This window comes from Aliivibrio wodanis (assembly GCF_052920805.1).
The window spans coordinates 1,104,823-1,130,054 of record NZ_JBREXA010000001.1; the positions used below are offsets into that span (position 1 = coordinate 1,104,823).

At 37.6% G+C, this 25,232-nt stretch carries 23 protein-coding genes; 6 read left to right on the forward strand and 17 right to left on the reverse strand.

Annotated features, from left to right (window positions below; translation table 11 throughout):
- The first annotated feature begins 88 nt into the window (after positions 1 to 88).
- Positions 89 to 1,210, forward strand: coding sequence for an ISAs1 family transposase (locus tag ACU5DF_RS05105; protein ID WP_446711344.1), 1,122 nt, complete (start codon positions 89 to 91; stop codon positions 1,208 to 1,210).
- A 414-nt stretch (positions 1,211 to 1,624) separates the two neighbouring features.
- The gene (locus ACU5DF_RS05110) at positions 1,625 to 1,867 is read left to right on the forward strand and encodes a hypothetical protein (protein WP_045103413.1); all 243 of its coding nucleotides are present in this window, start codon (positions 1,625 to 1,627) and stop codon (positions 1,865 to 1,867) included.
- A gap of 112 nt (positions 1,868 to 1,979) precedes the next feature.
- On the opposite strand, the gene ACU5DF_RS05115 is transcribed toward ACU5DF_RS05110, so the two are convergent.
- From ACU5DF_RS05115 to ACU5DF_RS05185, 15 genes are all read right to left on the reverse strand, one after another.
- Positions 1,980 to 2,744, reverse strand: coding sequence for a transporter substrate-binding domain-containing protein (locus ACU5DF_RS05115; RefSeq protein WP_446712050.1), 765 nt, complete (start codon positions 2,742 to 2,744; stop codon positions 1,980 to 1,982).
- A 134-nt stretch (positions 2,745 to 2,878) separates the two neighbouring features.
- The gene (locus ACU5DF_RS05120; protein WP_446712051.1) at positions 2,879 to 3,775 is read right to left on the reverse strand and encodes a substrate-binding periplasmic protein; all 897 of its coding nucleotides are present in this window, start codon (positions 3,773 to 3,775) and stop codon (positions 2,879 to 2,881) included.
- A 344-nt stretch (positions 3,776 to 4,119) separates the two neighbouring features.
- Entirely contained in the window at positions 4,120 to 4,371 is a 252-nt protein-coding gene (locus ACU5DF_RS05125) for a hypothetical protein (RefSeq protein ID WP_446712052.1), read from the reverse strand.
- Positions 4,372 to 4,468: 97 nt separating this feature from the next.
- Positions 4,469 to 5,653 carry a methyl-accepting chemotaxis protein gene (locus tag ACU5DF_RS05130; protein WP_446712053.1) on the reverse strand — a complete coding sequence of 395 codons (1,185 nt, stop codon included), beginning with the start codon at positions 5,651 to 5,653 and terminating at the stop codon, positions 4,469 to 4,471.
- A 291-nt stretch (positions 5,654 to 5,944) separates the two neighbouring features.
- Positions 5,945 to 6,388 (reverse strand): redox-sensitive transcriptional activator SoxR, encoded by a 444-nt coding sequence (gene soxR / locus ACU5DF_RS05135; protein WP_446712054.1) that lies wholly within the window; start codon positions 6,386 to 6,388, stop codon positions 5,945 to 5,947.
- Positions 6,389 to 6,515: 127 nt separating this feature from the next.
- Entirely contained in the window at positions 6,516 to 6,641 is a 126-nt protein-coding gene (locus ACU5DF_RS05140) for a hypothetical protein (protein ID WP_446712055.1), read from the reverse strand.
- A gap of 49 nt (positions 6,642 to 6,690) precedes the next feature.
- Positions 6,691 to 7,059 (reverse strand): outer membrane beta-barrel protein, encoded by a 369-nt coding sequence (locus ACU5DF_RS05145; RefSeq protein WP_446712056.1) that lies wholly within the window; start codon positions 7,057 to 7,059, stop codon positions 6,691 to 6,693.
- A gap of 81 nt (positions 7,060 to 7,140) precedes the next feature.
- Positions 7,141 to 7,557, reverse strand: coding sequence for a YMGG-like glycine zipper-containing protein (locus ACU5DF_RS05150; protein WP_274417715.1), 417 nt, complete (start codon positions 7,555 to 7,557; stop codon positions 7,141 to 7,143).
- A gap of 192 nt (positions 7,558 to 7,749) precedes the next feature.
- Complete coding sequence (gene rsgA / locus ACU5DF_RS05155; protein WP_446712057.1) at positions 7,750 to 8,811, reverse strand: ribosome small subunit-dependent GTPase A; 1,062 nt, start codon at positions 8,809 to 8,811, stop codon at positions 7,750 to 7,752.
- A 470-nt stretch (positions 8,812 to 9,281) separates the two neighbouring features.
- Positions 9,282 to 10,460 (reverse strand): tetratricopeptide repeat protein, encoded by a 1,179-nt coding sequence (locus ACU5DF_RS05160; RefSeq protein ID WP_446712058.1) that lies wholly within the window; start codon positions 10,458 to 10,460, stop codon positions 9,282 to 9,284.
- A 3-nt stretch (positions 10,461 to 10,463) separates the two neighbouring features.
- The gene (locus tag ACU5DF_RS05165; RefSeq protein ID WP_446712059.1) at positions 10,464 to 11,123 is read right to left on the reverse strand and encodes an energy transducer TonB; all 660 of its coding nucleotides are present in this window, start codon (positions 11,121 to 11,123) and stop codon (positions 10,464 to 10,466) included.
- Complete coding sequence (locus ACU5DF_RS05170) at positions 11,095 to 11,484, reverse strand: ExbD/TolR family protein (RefSeq protein ID WP_446712060.1); 390 nt, start codon at positions 11,482 to 11,484, stop codon at positions 11,095 to 11,097. Before ACU5DF_RS05170 ends, ACU5DF_RS05165 begins: the two co-directional genes overlap by 29 nt.
- 7 nt (positions 11,485 to 11,491) lie before the next feature.
- Entirely contained in the window at positions 11,492 to 12,001 is a 510-nt protein-coding gene (locus ACU5DF_RS05175; protein WP_446712061.1) for a MotA/TolQ/ExbB proton channel family protein, read from the reverse strand.
- Positions 11,995 to 13,299 carry a MotA/TolQ/ExbB proton channel family protein gene (locus ACU5DF_RS05180; protein ID WP_446712062.1) on the reverse strand — a complete coding sequence of 435 codons (1,305 nt, stop codon included), beginning with the start codon at positions 13,297 to 13,299 and terminating at the stop codon, positions 11,995 to 11,997. The genes ACU5DF_RS05175 and ACU5DF_RS05180 overlap by 7 nt, the downstream gene beginning before the upstream one ends.
- A gap of 5 nt (positions 13,300 to 13,304) precedes the next feature.
- A complete protein-coding gene (locus tag ACU5DF_RS05185) occupies positions 13,305 to 14,069 on the reverse strand; it encodes a DUF3450 domain-containing protein (protein ID WP_446712063.1) in 765 nt (254 codons plus the stop codon).
- Between the two features lie 486 nt (positions 14,070 to 14,555).
- Between ACU5DF_RS05185 and ACU5DF_RS05190 the strand changes: the two genes are divergently transcribed.
- The 4 genes from ACU5DF_RS05190 (at position 14,556) to ACU5DF_RS05205 (ending at position 22,071) form a co-directional block, all read left to right on the forward strand.
- Positions 14,556 to 16,910, forward strand: a complete 2,355-nt coding sequence (locus tag ACU5DF_RS05190; protein WP_446712064.1) for a TonB-dependent receptor plug domain-containing protein — start codon at positions 14,556 to 14,558, stop codon at positions 16,908 to 16,910.
- Between the two features lie 109 nt (positions 16,911 to 17,019).
- Positions 17,020 to 18,726, forward strand: a complete 1,707-nt coding sequence (locus ACU5DF_RS05195; protein WP_446712065.1) for an ABC transporter ATP-binding protein/permease — start codon at positions 17,020 to 17,022, stop codon at positions 18,724 to 18,726.
- Entirely contained in the window at positions 18,723 to 21,503 is a 2,781-nt protein-coding gene (locus ACU5DF_RS05200) for a M16 family metallopeptidase (RefSeq protein ID WP_446712066.1), read from the forward strand. Before ACU5DF_RS05195 ends, ACU5DF_RS05200 begins: the two co-directional genes overlap by 4 nt.
- 82 nt (positions 21,504 to 21,585) lie before the next feature.
- A complete protein-coding gene (locus tag ACU5DF_RS05205; protein WP_446712067.1) occupies positions 21,586 to 22,071 on the forward strand; it encodes a hypothetical protein in 486 nt (161 codons plus the stop codon).
- A gap of 87 nt (positions 22,072 to 22,158) precedes the next feature.
- Here ACU5DF_RS05205 and ACU5DF_RS05210 read toward each other — a convergent pair whose 3' ends face one another.
- Both ACU5DF_RS05210 and ACU5DF_RS05215 read right to left on the reverse strand, forming a co-directional pair.
- Positions 22,159 to 24,126: an alkyl/aryl-sulfatase gene (locus ACU5DF_RS05210; RefSeq protein ID WP_446712068.1), complete on the reverse strand. Its 1,968-nt coding sequence runs from the start codon at positions 24,124 to 24,126 to the stop codon at positions 22,159 to 22,161.
- Positions 24,127 to 24,267: 141 nt separating this feature from the next.
- Positions 24,268 to 25,179, reverse strand: coding sequence for a LysR family transcriptional regulator (locus ACU5DF_RS05215; RefSeq protein ID WP_446712479.1), 912 nt, complete (start codon positions 25,177 to 25,179; stop codon positions 24,268 to 24,270).
- Between the last annotated feature and the right edge of the window lie 53 nt (positions 25,180 to 25,232).

A 25,232-nucleotide genomic window follows, 5' to 3' on the forward strand; every position in this document is an offset into this window, starting at 1 on the left:
ATCACGAATGTTTTTTAATCAATTAAACGATCGATTTGACGATCAGATTTACCTGTGATCATATACCTCCTTTAACGAGGAGAATTCGATGCACATTGACCATTTTAAAGAACACTTTCATGAAATAACAGACCAAAGACAAGGTGCAAAAGTAACCTATTGCCTTTTTGAAGTTCTATTCGGCTCAATGTGTGCTGTTATTGCAGGAGCAAAAGGCTGGTTTGATATTAGAGAATACATTCTTGGTCATCACGCTTGGTTTGAACGTAATGGTATGTTTTTAAATGACATTCCTGTCGATGATACGATTGCTAGGATTGTTTCAAATATTGAACCAGAGCAATTTCATCAATGCTTCGTCTCTTGGATGTCTTCAGTGCATTCTTTAACTCAAGGCCAAGTCGTTGCTATTGATGGCAAGACACTTCGTGGCTCTTATGATCGAGACGACCGCTCAAGTACTATCCATATGGTGAGTGCTTACGCCTCTTCAAACAAATTGGTTTTAGGGCAGTTAAAAACAGAGCAAAAAAGTAATGAAATAACAGCTATTCCAGAGCTTATTAAGATGCTTGATATTAAAGGCGCATTAGTGACTATTGATGCCATGGCATGCCAAACGGCAATAGCCAAAGTCATAATAGATAAGGGCGCAGACTACTTATTAGCAGTAAAAAACAATCAAGGCTCGCTACGCAAATCTGTTGAAAAAGCATTTTCAAATCAACGCTCTACAGTAAACAAACTCATTAACCTTGAGCAAGGTCATGGCCGTATTGAATCACGTCAAAGTTATGTATTACCAAGTACAGCTCTAGAAGGTAACTTTTCTCGTTGGAAAGGCTTAAAAAGTATCATCATGATTGAAAGCTTTCGTGCCATTAAAGGAAAACAGCCCAGTCTAGAATATCGTTATTACATTAGCTCAAAAGAATTAAGTGCAGAGCAAGCAGCAGTGGCGGTCAGAGAGCATTGGGGGATCGAATCAATGCACTGGGTACTCGATGTCAGCATGAATGAAGATGCTTGCTCTATATTCAAAGATAATGGTGCCGAAAACCTTTCCTGCTTACGACACATGAGCTTGAACATGCTCAGAGCTGAGCCCACAAAACTGAGTATCGTGGGTAAACAAAAGCGATGCATGATGAATACTTCAATGCTTGAATCTGTTTTAACGGCAGGTTTTTTCTCAGAGGTTAAAATTTAACCACTCATGCGGTTGCCCTGCAAACAAGACTACTTGATATTTAATAGAACAATATACCAATTGGAGTTTATAATGATTAACTTTAAAAAATTTAAAATATTTACACTAAGCCTAGGATTATTAGGCTGTACTTTACTGCTTACATCTGAGAATTATTACCTTAGCCTATAAAAAACAGCAACGGATATTTCGTTGCTTTTTTATACCTATAATCTACTTTATTCCCTATACTCTCTAGCATGAATATTATTGCAATAAACAGTGAATTTATATTGCTATTCATGATATTTCTTTAATTATCAAATAGTAAATCTTACTTTCCACGTTCAAAAACCAAAATTTGATATACCTCAAAAAAGTATCTAAAGATTAGGAGTAAGTTAAATTGAATTTAACGTTTTTGAGGGAATAAAAATGACTGTATCGAAAGGGCTTCTAAGAGATATTCTTGGTTTAGCTTTAATTATTTCAATTGTTTTAGCTACACTGGATGTTCTGTTAGATATGCTAGCTTTGTTTGCTTATATAAATCATGAGGATAAAATTGCGTCGGTATTCTTCCATGAATCTTTCTATCTTTTAGTATTTTTCATCCCACCCTATTTTATCAGTAAATACATCAGCTCTCAGGACAAGGTAGAAGTTATAGAGAGATAAAGATCATGGAACCAAAAATACTAGCTTAAAGTCCTTTTTCCTTATATCGCCCGCTCTATAAAGCGGGCAGGTTTTACTGCTTAAATGCCAAATTTAGTATTACAACTGCCCCTCATTGATTGCTATTCAACATGTCGGCAATAAATTGATCCCGGATCTTATTTATTAATCCTTCACTTTGCATTCCTTTAAGTACCTCAGTAAGTTCGGGGACAAGATGCTCATTCTTCTTATGAAGGTAATGAAAAAGTGGGTAGGTTTGTAAAACGCTTTGGTAGAGCGGCTCTTTTGTTGTTGCAATAAATTTCATAGTAAGAGGTATACTAGTTATGCGAGCAATCACAATAATTTCGCATCTATCCTTTTCTAACATGTCAAAAAGCTGTGTGTTTGAGTTGACAGCAGTGGCTGTAATATTACTTAAACCAACCTCAGAGAACTTGACTCCATTGCGAAAGCAAACTTTGTGGTTATTTAGGCTCTCCCATGTATTCGGAGATAGATTTTTATCTTTAGTAATCGCGATACCCTCCATTTTTCCAATGGGTATAGGGATCATTATTAAATTATTGTATGTAGAATGAATATTTTTAATTCTATAAAGCTCTCCGTCTACCGTACCTGAGTTTGCCACAACTATCGCCCTCTCAGCAGGAAGGCTTATAATCGACATATCAACCCCCAACTGACTATATGCATCTCGCATTACATATTCACTAATTTTTGCATAAGATGATTTTTCAATAGTGGTAAATTCAATATAATTTTTAGCTTCTAAAGTTGTAGAGCTTAAATATAATATGAACATAATTAGTTTAATAAAGGTTAGATTTATCTTGTTTAGATAAATGATAAGAAGACCGTATTTTTTCATCACGCTACCTCTCCTATCTTTTTATTGGAGTGTTTATTCAGTTTTTCAACAAAACCGCTACACACTGTTCGGCGAAAAAACCTACTTTTCTTAATGAACACTTATGCGTATCTATCGGGTTTCTAATTAGTCATGCTTCAGTTAAAATTAAGCATCTCATTGATAATGTCGTCCATTTCCCCGCTTTTTTTCAACTGATATAGCCCTATATCAAATTGAATAGAGAAGTCTTTTTTAAATGGGAATGTCTGCTTAGAGTTAATATCAGTATAGGCTAAATGCCCATAGTTAGTTGCAATCACCGTGACTTTTCTTAGATATATCATTTTTCCATCCAAATTAACCGTAATATACCTATCATTCAACTCATAGCTTTTTACTTCTTGTAATTTACCTAAGTACCAATAAAAAGGATATTGGGATGAAACAATACAGTCCACATTACGATGTAGAAAAAACAAGATAGCGGACTCTATAGTATCCAATTGATTTAAATTTATTTTTTTTGCCTTTACTAAATTAACAAAAGCGGACCCCGCTCGTCCATCACCGCGCATAGAAGCGAAACTTAGGTCTGTAAAGTCCTGTGGAAACGAGGCGTTATCAGCCAGCTTCACATTGTCCTTACAAATAACTACATCTGTTTGCGCGAAAATCGGCTGAGAGTATGGCCATAAATAAGATCTGTGAGGTTTGGACTTGGTTAACCAATCATGAGCATGATAATACGGAGGCAAGATAGCAAAGGCTTGTCCTTGTTCTGCTAGTGCTTTGGCTCTGCTCCAAGGTACAACCTTAAAACTGATGTCGTAGTTTGGCATCCCTTCCGCAATTTTTTTAACTGCTTCAATATAAATACCGGTTAGGTTGTTATTCTCATCTCGAAATGAAAAAGGGGGGAGAGAATCATACGTATAAATTTCTACTTTCTGAACAGCTTGTACTGAGAAGGAAAGCAACAATATACTACTTATCAAGATTAAGGTTTGTTTTTTTATGTAAATGAATAAATTAAAGGCGAGTGGCTTATCCATAGATTACTTCCCCTACCTATATAAACTTAACACTCTAAATATTAGGCGCTAATAGCAAAGAAGCCAATTATTTATATAGATCTCAATCGATATATATCCTTGTTGATTTTTAAAATTTTCTCGTTTAATGGGCACTGTTTTCACTATCTTTCAGATGGTACTTCATTCCTACTCGTCACTTCCGATAATCGAATAAAAAGCTATACGGCAACAGAGCAAAACCAAGTATTTATATCTATTGCTTCTAAAGAATTTAATTAAAAACAATAGAGCTAGGGCTTGATGGCTTTTTATGTGACATCTTATTCAATCATAAGAAGCGCAACACGCCCTAACACATTGAACTAGTGAGTTGTACGGCTTGGACCATTACGCACTAAATCTTGACCCGTTTGGAATACCTCTTCGGTTACCCAACGTGACAATAGTAGTTGATGCTTATCATCTAATACTGCTACAAAACGACGACCATCTTTATTGCTGGTAGCCATTGCAATACCAGCAACGTTAGTTAAGCCCAAACCACCGCTTTCTACTGCGATTAAAAACGTCTCTAAATCTTCTAGGTTAGTGATGATATCTGTGTCGTTATTCATAAATATATTCTCTTACTGTTGTTGACTGTGCCATTGCTATCGGCGTTACTTTAGCGAGATCCATCGAAAATTGGAACTGATATTCTAATATCGTCATTTATCCGGCTTGAGTTTTAAACGTCGCCAATTGAGCTACAATATTATCTGATACATCATTTAGAAGTTTTCCTTGATTTTTTAGCTCATTACAGTCGTTAGCATTTGAGGTTGATAACTCTTTTAATATTTGAATCTCATGAGAAACTTCAACAACTAATCTATGAATATAGCGAATATCAACGTTATCAGTCGCTTGGAGTTTACCCTCTTTCTGCCCAATTAAATTCAATATATTATCAATGTTATCGCAGGCTGTGCTGATCTCTTTTTGACTATTTCTTGAATAGAACGATAACGTATTTAAATTTTTCGATTGAAGATCTATCTGCTCACCAGCTTGAGATATCGCTGTAGATATTCCATGAATAATGCTATTAATTTGCTCTAAACTGTTTTGTGTTGATGTTGCTAATTGCCTAACTTCATCAGCAACAACAGCAAAACCTCGCCCATGCTCTCCCGCTCTAGCTGCTTCAATAGCGGCATTTAATGCCAATAAATTTGTTTGACCTGCTAAGTTATTTATCACAGATACAACACCACCAATAGAATTTGCTTGTTCTGATAATAATTCAAACTTATGGCTCAAATTCTCACTGCTAGTCACATAGGTTGCTATCATATCAACCATATCGTTCATTGCTTTGTTTGACTGCACTAACCCTTCTTTAGTGTTACTTACTTGCTCTTGAGTTTGCTCCGCTTTTGTTTGCAATTCTAAAGAATGAGTATCTAAAATTTCAAATTGTTGAGCTACATTATCCACTCTCTGATCTTGGTTTTGAATACGGTGAGCAATGTCATCTGTTTTTTTAGCTAGTGTATTAACAATCTCATCTGACACAGTGGCTTGCTTTTGAATATCTATTAATGTGTTTTTAACATTCAATCTAAATGAGTTGATCACCGTTAATATTTTACTCATTTCACTGTTGTAATCACTATTAACTTTGCACTCAACCGAAAGATCTTTTTTCTCAAATGATCGCATGTAGTCTGTAATTTTATTTAAAGGGTCAACGCCCCAAAACTTTTCATCAAGATCATGAATTATAAGTACAACAACAATAACATATTGCAATATCTGAGAATAAATCTGGTCCGTAAAAAATATGGCATTTACAAGTAATAAAATAGCACCTAGCCAATGAATAAATCTCATTCTTAAAAAAAGTGAATGCATAAAAGCTCCATGAAAATGGTCTATATAGGATTTATCGATATAATCATTTGTTAATATAAACAATATCGATAATTTTAGGCCCGCTTTACAAGCAAGTTGGTCTAATCCCATTACTCATTAAGTAATGAAACATTAGATACAAATCAGTTTAAACTTACGTAGCTGGCCCTTGATATTTCTGCATATTACATAAGATGCATTATAGATGCAACTTATGTAATATGCCTGACGGCCTACTGATTTAAAGAGGTATCATTGAAATACGAACAATATTGTTCAAGTTGGCAATGACTAAGATACTATTCGTTGAGCTCCACAGCCCTCTTCGTGCAAAATATCATCGGGATTTAATAACTGACACTTATCCATACTTAAACAGCCACAACCAATGCAACCTGTAAGGTTCTCTTTCAAGGATTGGATCTGGTGTAATTTAGCATCGAGATCTTTTTGCCATTTACTCGCTACCTTTTCCCAATCACGTTTAGTGGCCGCCTTTTTCATTGGTAAATCTTCAAGCTCTTTGGCTATTTCTTCTAATGTGAAACCAACAAGTTGCGCTACTTGAATCAAAGCAATTCGACGTAGCATTGAAGGGTGATAACGGCGTTGATTACCAGAAGTACGAATAGATGCGATCAGCTCCTTTGTCTCATAAAAACGCAATGCAGAATGCGCGACCCCGCTACGCTCAGAAAGCATACCTATTGTCAGTAACGTTTTTTCATTTAGCATTTGTCACTCCCTGACTTGCCATAAAGATAATGTTAACTTCACCTTTATACATGCTATTACAGATAAAAAAACAGCCCTTACTAAAAAGTAAGAGCTGCTTCTAATCAAAAATGAGGGGGAGAACTAATTAAAAACGGTAACCCACAGTAAGAGATAGCTGATCTTGGTCTTGGTTATCAACATTGAAAAAATCATAGCGTAAATCAGTATATAGCCCCATATCTAAATTTGCGCGGACCCCCATACCTCCCATAAGTGAAATTTCTTTAAAAGAATCACTATCTCCATCATATGAAAGTTTTTCATTCGACTCTTGCTAGGCCAACCGCACCATATGGTTTTACTGACCACTCTTCAAACTTAAACGTGTAACCAATATCAGAATCTACTTTAAAAGTACTGCCATCTAAATTAACACCATGTTTGTTACCGTTATTATTTTGGTATGATGCATTGATACCAACAATTTGGTTGATGTCATAGCCATACTCTAGCTTGATACCGTCACCCCAATCAGCACCTCGATTATCAAAAACTAATTCTGTATTAGAATAACCACCACCAACACGGTGACCACTAAACTCATTATCGTCAAAAATAGAAGCAGAAACTGATGGTGTTAGTGCTAAAGTAAATAAACTTGCTAGTAAAAATTTTGGTGTATTGTTCATAATAAATCTCGCTTAATTGGTCATCGAATCCATTCAATAAATTGGTTTAAATTAATTATTTTCAAATTGGATAAGATAAAATTAGCTATCTTCATTATCTTGTTTGTTCTGTTCTTCTAGATCCGCAAGTTGTTGCTCTAACTCACGAATTTTAATTTCAGCTTCAAGCTCTGCTAGGCGTTTTTCAGCATCACTACGATTATCTTGAGAATGTCCATCCGCTAAAACTTGAGTATCTTTACTGTTACGGGAATCTTCCAGATCTTTCATTGAGCCTGCAACTCCGCCCGTTACACCACCAACAGCTGCGCCTTTCGCTGCAAGTCTTGCATCACCTGTTAATGCACCTAAGGTTACACCAACTAACGCTCCGCCAACTGCACCTCGGTTTCTTGCTGCATTTTCATTTTCTGCATCCATCGCTGGTGACGCACATCCTGTGACAACAAATGTAGAGGCAATCAGTACTGCTTTTAATTTATTGTTGAGGAAGAACATAAATAAACTCTCTCTGTTTTGTGGGGACAGGAGAATAATAAGAGAGATCGAGATGATTGAGAATTGAACATTAGTTATAGCGCTGATAACCACCGTTTATCACGCAATGATCTTTACCAAAAAATAAACACAAAAAAACCGCCAATCAAAGACGGGCGGTTTATTAGATAAACTTGATGTTATATCGCCAAATTAGTAGGCGTTTGACTCATAGTCTTTTTTACGAGAACGAGCATCAGCAATAGCGCCATGCACCATTTTGCCAAATGCTTTGTCTTTTGCACGTTGTTCAGCCAGAGTTGCCCCATTAATCGCCTGCTCACGCATCAATTTTTGGTAGCTCACTAAACGACGTTCTTCAAGTTCCCCTGACTCAACCGCTTTTAGTACGGCACAACCAGGCTCTGAAATATGAGTACAATCACCAAAACGACACTTTTCAGCAAGATCAGTAATTTCACTGAATGTCGCACTTACACCTTGCTCGCAATCACTTAACTGAAGCTCACGCATCCCCGGAGTATCCATCAATAGGCCACCCTGTGGCATCAATTTAAGAGCTCGGTATGTCGTAGTATGACGACCTTTACTGTCGTCTTCACGGATATCACCCGTTTCTTGTGCTTCAAAGCCAAGAAGTCCGTTCACAAGCGTTGATTTACCTACACCTGATGAACCTAAGAAAGCGATAGTTTGGCCATTTTTACAATAGCTATGTAGAGCAACTAAATCATTTGTATCAAGTGCATTTACACTGTAAACACTCATCATTCGATTCAATTTCTGAACTTGATCTTGCTTATCATCTGCATCATCACATAAATCCGCTTTAGTTAGCACCACAACTGGCTCAACTTCAGCTTCTTTTGCAATAGCAAGATAGCGCTCAATACGACTTAAATTAAAGTCATTATTTAATGAACACACAATCATGACATTATCTACGTTCGCTGCAATTAATTGCGTGGCGACTTTTGACCCAGGAGCTTTTCGATCAAACAGAGACTGTCTATCTAAAACACGTTGAATTCGTAGATTTTCATCAAACAATACCCAATCACCTACACAAACACGATCATCGCCAGATGGTGGTAATAAGCTTACTTGGCCCTGTTCACTCAAAACAATAATACTGCTTCGGTGCTGCTCGATAATTCGACCTGTTTGTAAATCAGTCAAATCATCTAGAGTCAGTTGTTGTTGAAAATAAGGACGCCAGCCTAGTTGTGATAGTGTGAGAATTTGCTCACTCATTTGTTGCTCCATACATATGGTAGATTGTTTACCATTGATGAGGTCATTCTATACAATGACGTCACTTACGTGCCACTACACATCAATGGTAAACACTCTTTACATAACTGAATTTATTGCATTTTAGTTTCTAACTAAAGTGCGATAATACTAGCATTTTCTATTAGATAACTAGCCATAATATTTTTAAATTTGAGATAATTTTTATCGTTTTAAGATCTCAGTAACAATTATTTGAGTCCAACCTTACCGTAATAAAGACGTTTACAAATCACAGCAACTCAAACGTATAAAATAGGCCTCACTTTTATTCATGTAAAACAAGTTAGTCTTATCATTACGATAAAAAAAATTTATTAAAACCATAAAAAGAGATCCTGATATCTAGCAATATAGAGGTGTTTACTCATACTAAAATGAAATTAAAGCCTTTAAATAGCAATCAATTATGCTGACCTTATTGGCACTATTTATATTGAATGAGAACCAGAAAGATATTGAGATTGAGATAACCACTGTTGTGCTGCGTTTTTATATTTACCTTTTTGTAAGGATTGAAATTCAGTAATCGCGAGTGAATATTGTTGCAACTCAAAATACGCAATACCTTTAAGTAATCGCCATTTTTCTTGCTTAGGCTCAAGATCTATTTGTTGCTGTAATAAAGACACCGCCAATGGCCATTTGCCTTCTGCATACGCAAGTTGTGATTTTGTCGCAAGATAACTGGGTTGTGAAAACGTCTCTAGTAATTGCAGAGCTTTTTCTCTCTGCCTTGATAGTAACAAGGTCTGAAGCTTTAGATTATTAACCTTCATTTGATTTTTCTTAGATACACGCAATTCTTCAAGCGTTTTATAAGCCGCCACTGGGGAGTTTTCTTGCAACTGTAATTGAGCCAGTAAAATCACTTGTTTTTCTTCAAGTTGATCCTGTGCTTTAAGTACCGAAAGTGCAGCTATCGCCATTTTTGGTTGCTGAGTCATTAGCCTATTTTGAGCTAGTCTTAGCCAGAACATGGATTCTTCAGGATAAAGCCCTGTTAACTTAACCAACAAGGCAATTTCTTTAGACATCGCTTGTGTCTGCTGGTAAATACCGAGTAAGAATTGATATCGATTTTTTGTCGCTACAGTATCTAACGCGTCTTTAATATAGCGCTCAGATAAATGCCAATGATTTAGATAAGACGCACTGTAAGCTGCAATGGTGTAAATCTCTGCGACTTCACTTGCTGAGGGTTTTTGTTTTAGTTCAAGCAAACCGACACTATGTTTCCATTGTTGTGTTGCCTTTAACGCACGATCGTATTTTTTCACTTGAAAACTAAGTTGAACAGCAAGCGTAATCAGCTGATATGTTTTTTCTTGCGTCAGGGTTAGCGTTAATAGTTCATCAACACGGTTCAACGCACATTGGTAGTTCTGAAATTTTATACACGCTTGTAAATAAAGCCCCGCGGCAATCTCTTGGGTATCTTGTCCTTTCCCTTGTTGTTGATTGTAAAAGCGAATAATGGGTTCTAGATCTGCATTCTCTGTTTCTAACCAACGGGATAATTGCTGATAACGTTCGACCACATCAGTATCAACTTCAGCGAAAACAGAATGACAAAAAAAGCATAGAAGAATGAGGAATTTTGCACGCACAGATCATTTCTCCAAGCTGTAGTTAAGCGTTACTTGTTGCCATTGTTGACCAGTTTTAGGCGGAACAAATTTCCAGCGCATCACCGACCGTAGTGACGAGCGTAAAAAAACGCCTTCTGGTTTTTCTTCAATAACTCTGTGTTGCATAGGAATGCCTTTTTCGTTAACTAACAACTCAAGAATGACATGCCCTTCAATCCCATTACGTTTGGCTTTATTCGGATATTTAGGCGGGACTTGATAAGTGGGTTTAGCAAACACAACCTGAGATTGAATATTGCTTCCATTCTTGGTTCCAATCGCCCTAACATCAAACTCAAAGGTGGGGTTAATACTTAATTCTATATCTGGAGAAAACACAATATCTGGCAACACCACTGCACTGTCCATCTCTGGAATAGAGAAGTTCACAATAGTCGGCTTCGCTGGTGCTGAATTTGGCGCGTTAGCGGCTACAATTAATTCAACTTTTTTAGGTTTTGGCCTCTCTTTTGGCTGCACAGTACGAACCGTATAAGCAGGAACATTATTTAATGCCGTGACAGAATGAGAAGGTGTGATCATTAAATATAACATATACGTTAGACCGATATTTACCGCGATAGATAGCCCGACAACCATAAATAATTGAGACTTACTGCTCTTGGGTAGCGATAGCAACATTACTAATTCCTGATAGGCGAATGGCATCAATAATTTGTACGAGAGTGCCAGTATCCACACTTTTATCGGCGTTAATAATGGTGTTGATTTTCTCTTTTTTTGATACGACCGATTTCATTTGAAATTGCAGCTGAGTTAAGTTCACAACACTGTCTTTAAACCAAATTTGCTTATTACTGTCGACAGAAACCGTCAGTGTTTTTGATTCTTCTTTTACGGTACTTGAACTCGCACTTGGCCTATCTACCATAATGCTCGATTCTTTTTGAAAATTGGCAGACAAAATGAAGAATATCAATAAGATAAATACCACATCAATTAAGGGAGTAAGATCTACTTGTGGGGATTCTTCTGTGGTCATAAAGGGCTTAATTTTCATAGTGGTCTAACTCATATTTCAATTTAAGAAGCATTTTTTGTTGTCTTCGATTCAGGTTATAAGCTAAATACATCCCAGAAAGCGCTGCTAATAATCCAGCTAATGTGGTGAACATCGCTTGGCTAATTCCTTTAGATATGGCATTTAACACCTCGTTGTTATTTAGGTTAGCAAAGCAATCTATCATTCCATCTACCGTGCCAAGTAAACCCAACATCGGTAATAAACGGATGAACAAACGCACTTCTGAACTTCCTTTTTTTAGATACAGCTTGACCTCGCTTTGCCAACCAATAAATAAAGACTTAGTCTCTGATTTTGTTAACGAGGAATACCCTTCAAGGCGTGAATTTAATTGCGTGATATAGCCTGATGTTCGTAATTTATTAATCCGCCAATAACCTTGAATTAGATTTACCCACATACAGAAAGAAACAAACAAAATTGCCCACATAATGGCACTTGGCAGTGGTGGTGAATACCCAAGAAAGCTTAGCATTTAGCACCTTCTCGGTAACGCATATCCACCACTAAACTAGATATTTGGTATTCAATAACCTCTGCCAACACTTGAGCTTTACTGCGAATAACACAGTGAAGAATAAGCAGTGGGATAGCCACTAATAAGCCTAATTTTGTGGTAAGTAATGCCTCCGCAATACCCCCTGATAATAAATCACTGTTTGTCGCGCCTTGGCTAGTAATGGCTGTAAATGTTTCGATAATGCCGCCAACAGTACCTAATAATCCCATTAAAGGGGAAATAGCAGCAAGAACCGCCAACGTGCCAATACCTTTATTTAACCAAGGGAGTTCTCGGCTAATACTCGCATCTACAATGTCTTCCATTTGCTGATTGGTTTTGCTTGTTTGTAGCTCAGACACCACTCGACCTAACATATTATTGCTATTCAATGTATCTAACTGCGTAGCTTGGTTATCAACCGCGCGTTTTTCTTTGGTTAATACAAAGAGCCTTACCACACCAATAGAAAAACCGACAATCGCAAGTAACGTAATTAACACACCAATAATTCCAGCGGGTTTATATTTTGCAAACCAACCATCACGCTGAGAAAAAGAGTCAAAAGCATAACCAAAAGACGGGTCTACAACCCACGAAGACGTCGATAATTCAATCTCTGGTTGTGGTTGTATTTGAAACCAACTTTGTCTGCTAGGTTCAAATTTTAGCCAACCGTAATCAATCGAATATTGGCTAAACGGGCCAGTATGGACAATCTCACTATTAACCACCTTACCGCTTGGCAAAACCACTTCACCGGTAGTTTTTATTACTTGGCCAGAGATAACAAACTGCTCTGCCATTTCAAGCCAAAATTGACGTAGATCGCCAATAGTAAACTCTGATTCAACAATAAGTTGATGTGCTTGACCCAAGCTCCAGCCACTAAACTGCTCTCCATTAGTGATGAAGTTCTTTTGTTGTGCGACAGTCAGCGCAATGATGTCATCAATCGCTTGTTTGTTTTTCTCAACTTGCTGCTGCTTAGTATGCAGCGCGTTTTGAACACTTAGGATCTGCTCTTCTAACTCTCTGTTATTTTGATTAATTCGAGCCAATTGTTGACTACTCAATGTGACTATTTTCTTAATCTCATCTAATCCTATGGCTTTGTCATTTTCTATTTTTTTATACGCAGAAATATCACTTTTACCCGATAATTTTAGATCATTAAGTACCTGCTCTAACGTGCCCGCATGACAAAAAATAGAGATAAATAAACTGCACATGAACACCCATGTTAGAGACACATATTTTGCTGAATTCTTCATGTTGATTAAATCGCTTTTGGAATGGTTAATAAAGAAGGCGTTACCGTATTTTTTGCTTTTGCAATTGCTAACGAAAGTTGCTTGGTCTGAGGCTTATTTAGATGCTTCCATCCTAAATTCTCTTTCCACACCGCCCCCATCGAACCATCAAGAGACAAGTAGTAATAACCAATACGACCAACACTTAAAAAGATCACTTCTTGTTTTTCATTCAACCTGTCTTGCCATACTGAAACTCGATTCCCAAAGGAAATTTCTGTTTGATAAGCAATAAGTAGACGTTCTAATTTATGGGCATCTGATAATGCCGAATTCATAAGCATTTCGTGCAAGCTATCTAGCCGTTGTTTTCTTTTTTGTATTTGAAATGGAAGGTCTGCATTCACTAGGTCTTGTAAACCATTAAACATCTCTAGCAACAAAGGTTGCAGATTAATTTTTATTTGCCTAATGCTATCAAGCTCATCATCAAGTTCGATAAATGACCTCTGTAATTGTGCAAGTTGGTTTTCTAGTTGCTGATGATATTTGGATTGCAAACGGATCTCATGACTCAATTGCCTTGCTTCACCATTCATCTGTTGAAGAGTGTCATCTAGTGACTCAATCGTAACTTGAGTCGCAATACCTTGCGAAAGAGTTTCGATCTCACGATCAACAACCTCTTTAGAATTTATAGCTGCAAAAGATCTATTTTGAAGAGTAAAAAATAAAACAATGACCACTAACAGAACATTTTTATTTATTGATATGGCGAATACTTTAAGCATAAATAGTACGTCGAATTACACACATTTACCGTAATGATAATTGTTTCCATTTATAAATAAAACTACAATTTTATCAGAACACCAAAAAATAACACCTAAACCACTGAATATTAAGTGAAATAATTTAATTGCCTGAATAAAAATAATTATTTAATCTAAATTTCAATCAATATTCATTTTTCCAATACAATCGTTTGCGTAAAAATAAATTAATTTTTTTAACATTTATTTTGTTTAACCATTGTTATAAAAACAACAAAATCAGAATATAACTCCAAATGATAATTAATATCAATTAAGCCTTTCTGTGCCTAGGTCTCGAATAAATTAATCACTATTAACTCTTACTTAATTTTACAAAATAATAACTTTAATGGCCGTATAAATGATAACAACAGTACTTATTCATTGATTTTATGGGATTTACTCTATGAATATTTTACTGATACCATAGATGGTAATGATTATCACTTAGATTGAATAATAATGTGCCCATTTAAAAAAACCATTCTTGCTACTACGATTACATCGCTCTGTATCGTGTCTAATGTTTACGCAGATCCACAACCTAACTCTGAAAAAAACTCTTCGGATCTGACCATTACTATCACCGCTGCACAAGATGAGGATTTATCTTCTAAGCAAAGTCTTGATTCGGAAGATATCAAAAACACGCCATCTTCAAATGGTAATTTGACTGATTATTTAAAAGATAATCCAAATGTTCGTTTTTCAGATTCTGATCAAAGCGGCTTTACCGGGGGTGAAATTAAGCCGACCTCTGTATCTATCAATGGTGCGGATACCAATCAAACGGCTTACATGATAGACGGAATTAATGTAAACAATGACATTGACCCTTCAGGTGAATTGTTTGATGGCAGCATGTCAGTAAACCCAAGCCAAAGTTCAGAACAAGCCTACTTCTTTGATGCAAATATGCTTTCTGGTGTAACGGTTTATAGCAGTGATGTTCCTGCTAAATTAGGAGGATTTACTGGCGGTGCTGTCTCTGCTGAAACTCGTCAATACAGTGGTGAAAACCGAGTTAAATTGCGTTATCGCACCACTCAATCTGACTGGTCATCAATGCAAGTAGACGAAAATGCAAAAAGTATTGTTGATAACGCCACCCCAAATGGTTCAGATGCAGTTTATCAACCTGAATACAAAAAGAACTTTTTCAGCGTAATGGCTGAGCAAGAAATTACTGATGATATTGGCATGGTTGTTGGTTTTAGTCGCCGAGAATCTGATATTCAACAATCTCGAATGATAAATCCTGAAGGAGACATAGATAAACAAGCTCATACCCGTCTTTCTGATAATTTCTTAGCGAATTTTAATTGGACTCCAACTGTAGATCACAGCCTTGAATGGGGCTTACGTTTATCTGATTATCAGGAAGGTAAGTATTACGCTGATAACATTAATGGCAACGTAACAGACTCACATCAAGCTTATGGTAGTACCCTTAGATGGAAACAATATTTAGGTAATGGCACGTTAACAGCCACAGCAGCCTACGATAAATTTACAGATGAACGTGAATCATCTTCAAACGATGCCGTTGTAACCATTGACTTAGATACTAACGCTAACTACGAACAAGGCGGCTATGGCGATAGTCAAATGACACAAGAAAATACCAATTTAATGCTCGATTATGTATTTGATAGCTTTTCGTTAGCCGATACCAACCATGTATTTTCATTAGGTACCTCTTATCGAAAAACTAAATATAAATTTAATCGTGATAACAATGTAACCCAGCAAACCATTATGACCATGGGTGGGTGGGAAATGATGAATGAAACCAAAACTGTCCGTAAAGGGACTGTTGGCACTCAATATCAAGATTATGCTTTTTATGCTGAAGATGTTATCCAGTGGAATAATGTCACTATTCGTCCAGGTGTGCGTGTTGATCGCGATGATTATCTTGAAAATACAAATGTTGCCCCTCGCTTTGTTACCCACTGGCAAGCACTGCAAGACACTCGTCTTAACTTTGGTTTAAACCGTTATTATGGTCGCTCATTTGCCTCAATGAAGTTAGCTGGTGAAGTTCTAAAATTAAACGATGATCAAACACGCCGCTACGAAACTATCGACAGTTTAGATACTCCTTATGCAGATGAACTCAGTGTAGGTGTAAACCAAAACATCGGTAACTTTATGCTAACCGCTCAATATGTACTTCGTGATAATCAACAACGAATTACAGTAGACCGAGAAAAAATTGCCGGCGAGAATGTCGATTCTTACTCTAATGGCAGTAACTACAAAGTCGATGTTTATACTCTACAAGTCAGCAATATGACTCCTTGGGTTGTTGGTCCTACACAATGGAATGCGACGCTTGGTGCTGATTGGCTACAAACCGACCGAGCAGCTCTCAATAAAGGAACCGATCCAAATCAAGCCGTTTATCTTGACGGAAAATTAATGAGTCGCTCTCAAATGGAGCAAGCTGTTAATAGCAGTGAAGAAGAATGGATTGTGCGATTAGGTTCAGACATGAGTATCCCTGCTATTGATGTTGTTTGGTCTAACAAAGTGTATATCAAAGCGCCAGTTCAAGGTTATGACTACATTACAGATGCTCCTGATGGCACTGAAATGCACACCAGTTATGACTTTGGTACACATACGCAATGGGATACTCGTATGCGCTGGCAACCAAATTTAGTTGGTACACACAACGCTTATGTTCAACTAGATGTCCTTAATGTACTCAACAAGGTACGTAAAAAAGCGACAATGGGAACATCGAGTGGTGATTACGGTATCTACTCCCCAGGCCGTGAATTCTGGCTAGAACTAGGCTATGAGTTCTAAATTTCTTCTCTCTATTATGTCTTTTAATTACTAATTTTTTAATAACAAACAACAATATCAACCAGTAACTTTCGTTCGTTACTGGTTGCCTTGTTGTCTTTGGTGATCTATGTCTAATCAAGCTAATTTAACCTTACGGAATAAACCTTTTCTCTCTCAAGTGTGGTCACTTGCTAAACCTTATTGGCAAAGTGATGAAAAGCTGATTGCTTGGCTTTTACTCGGCTTTGTTGTCGGTCTTAATTATTTAATCGTAGAAGTTGCTGTGTTTTACAGTAATTGGAACCGTGACTTCTTTAACTTAATGCAAAATAAAGAATGGCATAATTTTTGGTCAATGCTAGGCCAATTTGTGCTTATCATGGGCATATACACCCTTGTCGATCTTGCAGAAGAATACCTTAGACGAACCTTACGTATTCGATGGCGTCGTTGGTTAACACATGCTTTTCTACAACAATGGCTTGGTGATAAACGTCTCTACCGTCATCAACTGGCTTACCCTACAAGTGATAACCCTGACCAACGTATCTCACAAGATGTGAAGGATTTTTGTGACAACACCCTATCAATGGGATTAGGTCTGTTAAGGACAGTCACTAGCTTATTTTCGTTCATCGTGATCTTATGGAATTTATCAGGCAGTTTCACTTTTGAATTTGCAGGCAGCGAGTGGGTAATTTCTGGCTATATGGTGTGGGTAGCGATTGTGTACTCAATCATTGGCACTTGGTTAACGCATAAAATTGCAAAACGATTAGTGCCCTTAAACTTTGAACAAGAAAAAAGTGAAGCCGATTTTCGTTTTCATTTAATGCGAGTTCGTGAGCACGCAGAATCTATCGCATTACAGCGTGGCGAATCCGCAGAAGAGAAACGTACCCACCACTTATTTAGTAAAGTATGGGATAACTGGCAGCAACTCACAGGTATGAAACTAAAATACAATGCCTTTACCAGTGGTTACAACGAAGGAGCGCGTATTTTCCCTTACCTTGTAGCCTCTCCGAGATTAATGAGTGGCGCTTTGCAATTGGGCGATATGATGCAAACCGCAACGGGTTTTTATCGAGTTCAAGAAGCCTTTAGCTGGTTTGTCGATTCTTATGAATCTGTCGCTGATTGGCGCGCAGTTACTGATCGATTAATCGCCTTTCATACTCAACTTGAAACATTACCAAGCAGCTCTCCGTTACAGCAATCAGATCAACCCACTTGGCGCGATCTAGATGTTTATTCTCCATCACAACAACCATTAGTAACGGCACAAACCGGTGAAATTTTACAAGCAATCACAATTAAGGGCGCATCAGGTTCAGGAAAAAGTACTTTCTTACGAACCTTAGCTGGTTTATGGCCATACCATAATGGCCAAATCTCAATGCCAAATGATGCGATTTGTATGTTTGTGCCTCAACGCCCTTACTTACCTAACGCGACATTGCGTGAAATTTTACTTTATCCAACCAATGATCAATCAACCTCAGACAGTGTGCTTATTACGGCATTAGAAAAGGCAGGGATCAATAAATTTACAGCACAACTAGATGAAAAAGCCAATTGGCAGCAAAACGTCTCTGGTGGAGAGCTTCAAAAGATAATGTTAGCTCGTGCCCTTATAGAAAAACCAACGTGGCTATTTTTAGACGAAGCACTATCAGCGCTTGATCCAGAAAGCTACAACTCAATAAAAAAAGTAATGGCATCATCACTGTCTAGCACTCATGTTGTTGAGATTTCTCACCGCGAAGAAGGTAAAGAAGAAACTCAAGAACTGATTTTATGTCCTCACACTCAATCGTTGAAATTTTCATGAAACTAAAAAATATATTACTTTTAGGCAGCGCCTTATTACTCAGTGCCTGCCAACTGATCTCATCTTCTAATGAGTCTACCCAATTACGCTTTAATCCAGCAGTGTCTGTTGGCGTACTTGATAATGGATTTACCTACTATATTGCAGAAAATCAACGCCCAGAGTCTCGCGTATACATTCGCTTGGTGGTGAATGCAGGATCAATGAATGAAGACGACGATCAGCGTGGTGTTGCTCATATTGTTGAGCACATGGCGTTCAATGGCACAAAAAACTACCCTGAAAATCAGGTAATTACTGAACTTGAAAAAGTAGGTATGAAGTTTGGGGTTGATATTAATGCCTTTACTGATTTTGAGAATACCGTTTACACCCTAAACCTGCCTAATAACAACAAGGAAACACTCGCTCTAACACTGGATATTGTTTCTGATTGGGCAAGTAATGTGACTATGTTAAAAGGCGATCTGGACGCCGAACGTGGCATTGTTTTAGAAGAATGGCGCGCTCGATTAGGGCCAATGCTTAGATTAGGCGATAAAAAAAGTGCGATTGAAATGGCAGGGTCCCGCTATGTTACCCGTGATCCTATTGGTGATGCTAAAACCATAAAAACCGTGTCTAAATATCGCGTTGCTGATTTTTATAACAAATGGTACCGCCCAGATAATATGTCTATTGTGGTTGTAGGCGATATTAATACTCAAGAAGTAAAACAGCTTATTGAGCAAAAATTGGGGGATAAGAAAACACCGACAACCCCAGTAGAGTCGATTGATTATAGTATCCCTCTAAATAACAAATGGCGCAGTGCTACGGTATCAGAAGAAGGCATGTCATCACCTTCTGTTGAGCTGAGTTTTTTCTCCCGTTACCAGTCAGAAAACAGTTACGCTCGTTATAAACAAGACTTAACCAAACAAGTCGCTACCCGTTTATTAAACGTGCGTTTACAACGATGGGAACAACAAGAATCAACCGCGATTAATTCTGCTAATTTCTACAGCTCAAATATAGGCAGAGAAACCACTCAATCGGTCTTTTCTCTACAACTGTTTGATGAAAATTACGATGAAGCAACTCAAGAGCTGATCGCCTTTATTGCACAAATAACGCAATACGGCTTTAGTTCTGAAGAGGTTAATGGTGAGATATCACGCTTACATAAAATCAACGAATCGATAAAAGAGCAAACAACTTACAGTATTGATCTTGCAGGTGATTTAATGGTTTCAGCTGCCAGTGAACAATTATTAATTGGTGATAATGATAAATACCAATTAAATAAACGCTTCCTTACTGAGATCACCCTTACTGAAGTTAATAATGTGCTTAGCACTATTGTTGCTCAACAATCTAAGTTACTACTTACCACGCAGCCAATCACTAAACAAAAAGTAGTTCTGTCTACTTCACAACTAGAAAAAATATGGCAACAAACAATGATAGAAACTCAGCCACGTTGGCTAGTTGATAATAACCAAGCGGTTTTACCTGAAATCACAGTAAAAAAAGGAACCATTAAACAAGAAAAAAAATGGGCAGAATATAACTTAACCGAATACCGCCTAAGTAATGGCAGCAAATTAATTTATCGCTACAGTGACAATAATCCAGGACAAGTGCATTTTAAAGCACTGACTTCTGGTGGGTTACGATCTGTACCAAAAAGTGATTACCATGCATTAAGGATCGCCACCAGTTTGGTGGATGAAACGGGCGTTGGTGACGTACCTCAAGCGGATATTCAAACGATATTTCGTGGCAACCCTGTAGTCATGTCTACAATGTTAGATGAATATCAACAAGGCTATTCTGGTTGGGCAAAAACAGACAGCTTAGATAAGATGTTTCAACTGTTTCATTTAAAACTCCAAGCAAGTCCAATCTCTGACAAGGTATTAAAACAGTACCAAATTGAAACAGCTCAACGCAGTAATGAGCTTAATAGTGCCGATAGATTTGTTCGTAAAGTCTCAACCTTACGCTACCCAGATGTAGAAACCGTTTACAGTGAAAACAGCGCTGAAGTTGCAAACCTTACCACTGAAAAACTAAGTGCTATCTATCAACACTATATCTCAAGTAAAACCGATTATACGTATTTTGTTGTCGGTGATATTTCGTCCAAAGAAATAGAAAAACTGGCAGCGACTTACCTTTCTTCAATACGTTTTGAAAAAGCAATAAGACAGCCATATCAAGTGATTGCACACTCACCAAAACAACGCTATACCGCGCATGATTCAAAAGAGCCCCGTGCAGAGGTAGAACTTTATTTAACGCAGCCATCACAGTGGCGACCAGATAATTCCTACTATTTAGAATTATCAGGTGAGCTTGTTCAAGAGCAATTACGCTTAAAACTCAGAGAGCAAGCCTCTGGTATTTATAGTGTGACAAGCTGGTTCTGGCAAAACCCAGACAGCATACAAGCCGAAGGTAGAATTCAATTTACTTGCGATCCCGACAGAGTAGACGAGCTACTTGCATTAACACATCAGGTACTAGAAGAAATAGTCACTAAAGGGGCTGATGTGCAAGTTTTACAGAATAAGTTATTACAACGCAGCGACCAAATTGACCGTTATTTACGTTCTGATTTAGGCATGTTAAACGCAATTGAATACAGTTATATGCTTACAGAAAGCCCTACTCTCATTAAGGCCCAGAAAAGAGCGAATGATGAGGCAACAAAGCAAAAAGTAGACACCATAATGCGAAATTTCTTAATCGAAGCTAAGCAATTTGAAGCGGTATTGCTTCCTAAAAAGTAATCTCTATCGGGTGATCAGGTGTTCAAAGAATGTCTGATCACAATTTCTACTTATATATTTAGATTTAAAGGCACCTCTTCCAATGAAACGATTTTTACAAATACTCACCTTATGCATGATTTCTTACCAATCCCATGCGTCATTAGAGTTAAAGCACACCTATCAAGATTGGCAACATTATCAATCACAAGATATTGAAACTGGCGAACCTATCATCTTAGGAGTCAGTGATGTCAGCAGTGATCATGCCGTTAATACCGTAGTTCTTCGTTGTACTACTGAGGGCGTAAATCTGCTCTTTTTAAAATCACTATCTTATGAAGAACGAGGGTATTCGGCAAAAACTTCTGTGGATTCTGGCTCAACGTTTGGAATGGATGTATGGGTAAAAGGCCGTACCCATTGGGCAACCATCCCACTAGAGAAAACTAAAGAGCTTGTTAAGGGAAATTCTTTATCCGTCACCTTACTTGGTGATGCTAACAGTAGAGAGAAAATAATCATTTCACTAAAAGGATTTAAAACAATGTATGAAACAATTCTGCCTAGCTGTAATCCCCTAAATTAATGGCTTTTAAACTAAAAGAAAAAGCCCCATTGAATCCCTTCATTCAATAGGGCTTGGTCATATCATTTATATTATATTATCTTTTTACTATGGCGTTACTACACCGAACCATAAATTAAATTGGTCAAATATCGACATTAGTTGCTGGAACTTAGCTTGATCTGAAACACTAAATTCACCCGTTTTCATCTCATCTTTCAATGTCGCTTTCTTCGTCATCATGTTTTCAAATGCCTGACGAGACAACGTAATGTTTAAATCTGCATTTTCAAATTGAGTATCTGTGTAAGACTTCAATACTGAATTACTTAGATCCATTGAGTATTTACCATCACCTTTCACATTGATATTCACCTTCATGTTCATCCCTTTCGCAACATCGGGCTTCACTGTCACTCCCAGGTACTTCATGAATTGATTGAATGGCATATTCACTGCAATCGCTGCAGTATTTGGTGTAGCTACCGGTTTAATACCATTACGTAGCTCTTTAGCACCGCCTAAGTAGTAGTTTCTCCAAGGACCCGATTCTGATTGATAGCCAAGTTGCTCCATCGCATCCGCTTCTAAATAGCGCGCATCCATATTTTTAGGATTAGAGAAAGTAACGTTATTAAGCAGGGTTACAGCCCAGCGGTACTCGCCTTTTTTAATCGCGGTTTCTGCAAGCTCAATTACTTTTTTCTCGCCGCCCATTGCCTCAACGTATTTAGTGCCTTCTTCTGTTGGTGTTAATGGGTTTAAGTTTGCAGGGTTACCATCCCACCACGCGCCAAAGTAATAGTCATAAGTTGCACGAGCATTATGCGAAACGGTGCCGTAATAACCACGGTTGTACCACTCTTTACCTAATGAATCTGGCAGTTTAATAGTCGCTGAGATCTCATTAGGCGTATAACCTTTGTTTGCTAAACGTAACGTTTGATCGTGTACATACTTATACATATCACGCGTTTTCGCTAGCTGACCTTTGATGTTCTCTTGGCCCCATGTTGGCCAATGGTGGGAAGCGATCATGGTATCGGCTTTATCACCATAAGTATGCAGAGCTTGATCTACATAGGTCGCCCATGAAGAAGCATCACGAGTTTTTGCACCGCGTAATGTAGAGATATTGTGAATCGTATGAGTCATCACCTCTGCAGCCATCATGGTCTTATATTGAGGGAAGTAGAACATAAACTCAGAGGGCGCTTCTGACTCTTGGGCCATCATAACTTCTAAATCAACACCATCAATTGTCATCTCTTGACCAGTGTAGTTTGCAATTTCTGTTGGTTTCACAATACCTGGTGAGCCAGATGAGGTTGTTTTACCTAAACCACCATCAACCATACCTTTATTATTAGCATCTAGAAGATTGCCATACATATAAGATGAACGACGAGACATGGTTGTGCCTGCCATTAAGTTCTCTGCAATTGAGTGCGTAAAGAAGCCTTCTGGAGCAGCAATAGTTACATCACCGTTATTAATGTCTTTTTGCGTTGTTACCCCTAAGATCCCACCAAAATGGTCGACGTGCGAGTGAGTGAAAATAACCCCTGTCACTGGCACATCTTCCACTTTTTCTTTTAATAGCTTAAGACCTGCCGCAGCGGTTTCTGGTGAAATAAGTGGATCAATAACAATCCAACCATCATCACCACGAATAAACGACATGACGGATAAATCAAACCCACGAACTTGATATACCCCGTCTTTTACTTTAAATAATCCATTGATATTATTTAATTTAGCTTGACGAAGAAGTGATGGGTTAATGGTTTCGACACCGTTATCTTGATTAATAAAATCAAACTTAGAGAAGTCCCAAATCACGTTGCCTTGTGCATCTTTAATGGTTTTTTCTGGCCAAGTAGCAATAAAACCACGAGAGGCATTTTCAAAATCGGCTTTATTATCAAAATCTAAATAGTTTTTTAGTTGATCGTTTTTTTGAACGGTGAATTCCGTTGCATCTTTTGGTTGGTTGGTTGTTGGTGCAGCAAATACAAGCGCTGGAGCCAATGTTGTAATGACCGCAAGTGATACTATGGTTTTTTTAAATAACATAATTCATCTCTCTATAAGTGCGAACAACTCATCTTGTTCGTCGATAGAGAAATAATAGGGCGAGCCAGTTAAACGATCGATAGCGTCACTTTTAAAAGTGGATTTAGTTTTATTTAATCCATATTTGAATTGGATTTATTTTTATAGTTCTAAGTCAGTTAAGTTTTGTGTTACCTGTTCAAAAACAGTTTTGAGCCATTGGTGTCCAGTATCTGATTGCTGAGAATGATGCCAGGTCATATAAACCGGAAATGGGTGTGATTCAAAAGGTAATGGTAGAATGTTTAAAGGAGACATTTGAGATAGCATCTTAGCGTGCCAAACACTGGTTACACATAACCAATCTGTTTGAGATGCCATAATTATCGAGTTACAGATTGAATCGGTGGTGTAGGCTTCTTTTCGTTTTGGCAGCTTTTCTTTTACCAAAGAGTCCATGATGTATTTATTCATTCTTTGGGTTTGCCACAATAAGTGCTGCTCTGCAAAGAATTGCTCTTGAGTAATACTGTCTTTAATTCTTGGATGATCTTTTCTACACACGACCACCAACTGTTGTTCAAATAACAATTGATTATGATAGCCGTGATCTTCTAATGGCACGGTCGCAAGAATCAAATCAACCTTACGCATTCTCAAATCAGTTTGTCTATCTTGTTCATTCAAATGTTCAATATCTGCTTTAAATTTCACATTAGGTGCGTGTTGATCTCGATAAACAATAAGAGGAGGCACAACCATCAAATCTAAATCTTTGTGACTGGATATACGGAAGGTTCGTTTGCTAGTTCTTGGATCAAACGCTTGGCGAGATTTAGCTCCATTTAACAATCGATTAAGTGGTTCTTGAATTTCAGCATGTAGCTCTGTCGCAAAGTTAGTAGGAGCTATTCCTCTTCCTTGACGCACAAATAATGGATCCTGATACTGCTCACGTAAACGATTTAAGGTGTGACTCACAGCAGGAGCCGTAACTCCTAAGGTTTCCGCCGCTTCATTAACACTGAGCGTGTTCATCACTACATCAAAGGTTTTGAGTAAATTTAAATCCATTATTTTACCACTCAGTGAATTACGATCCATTTATCACACAATTGTAAGCTGTC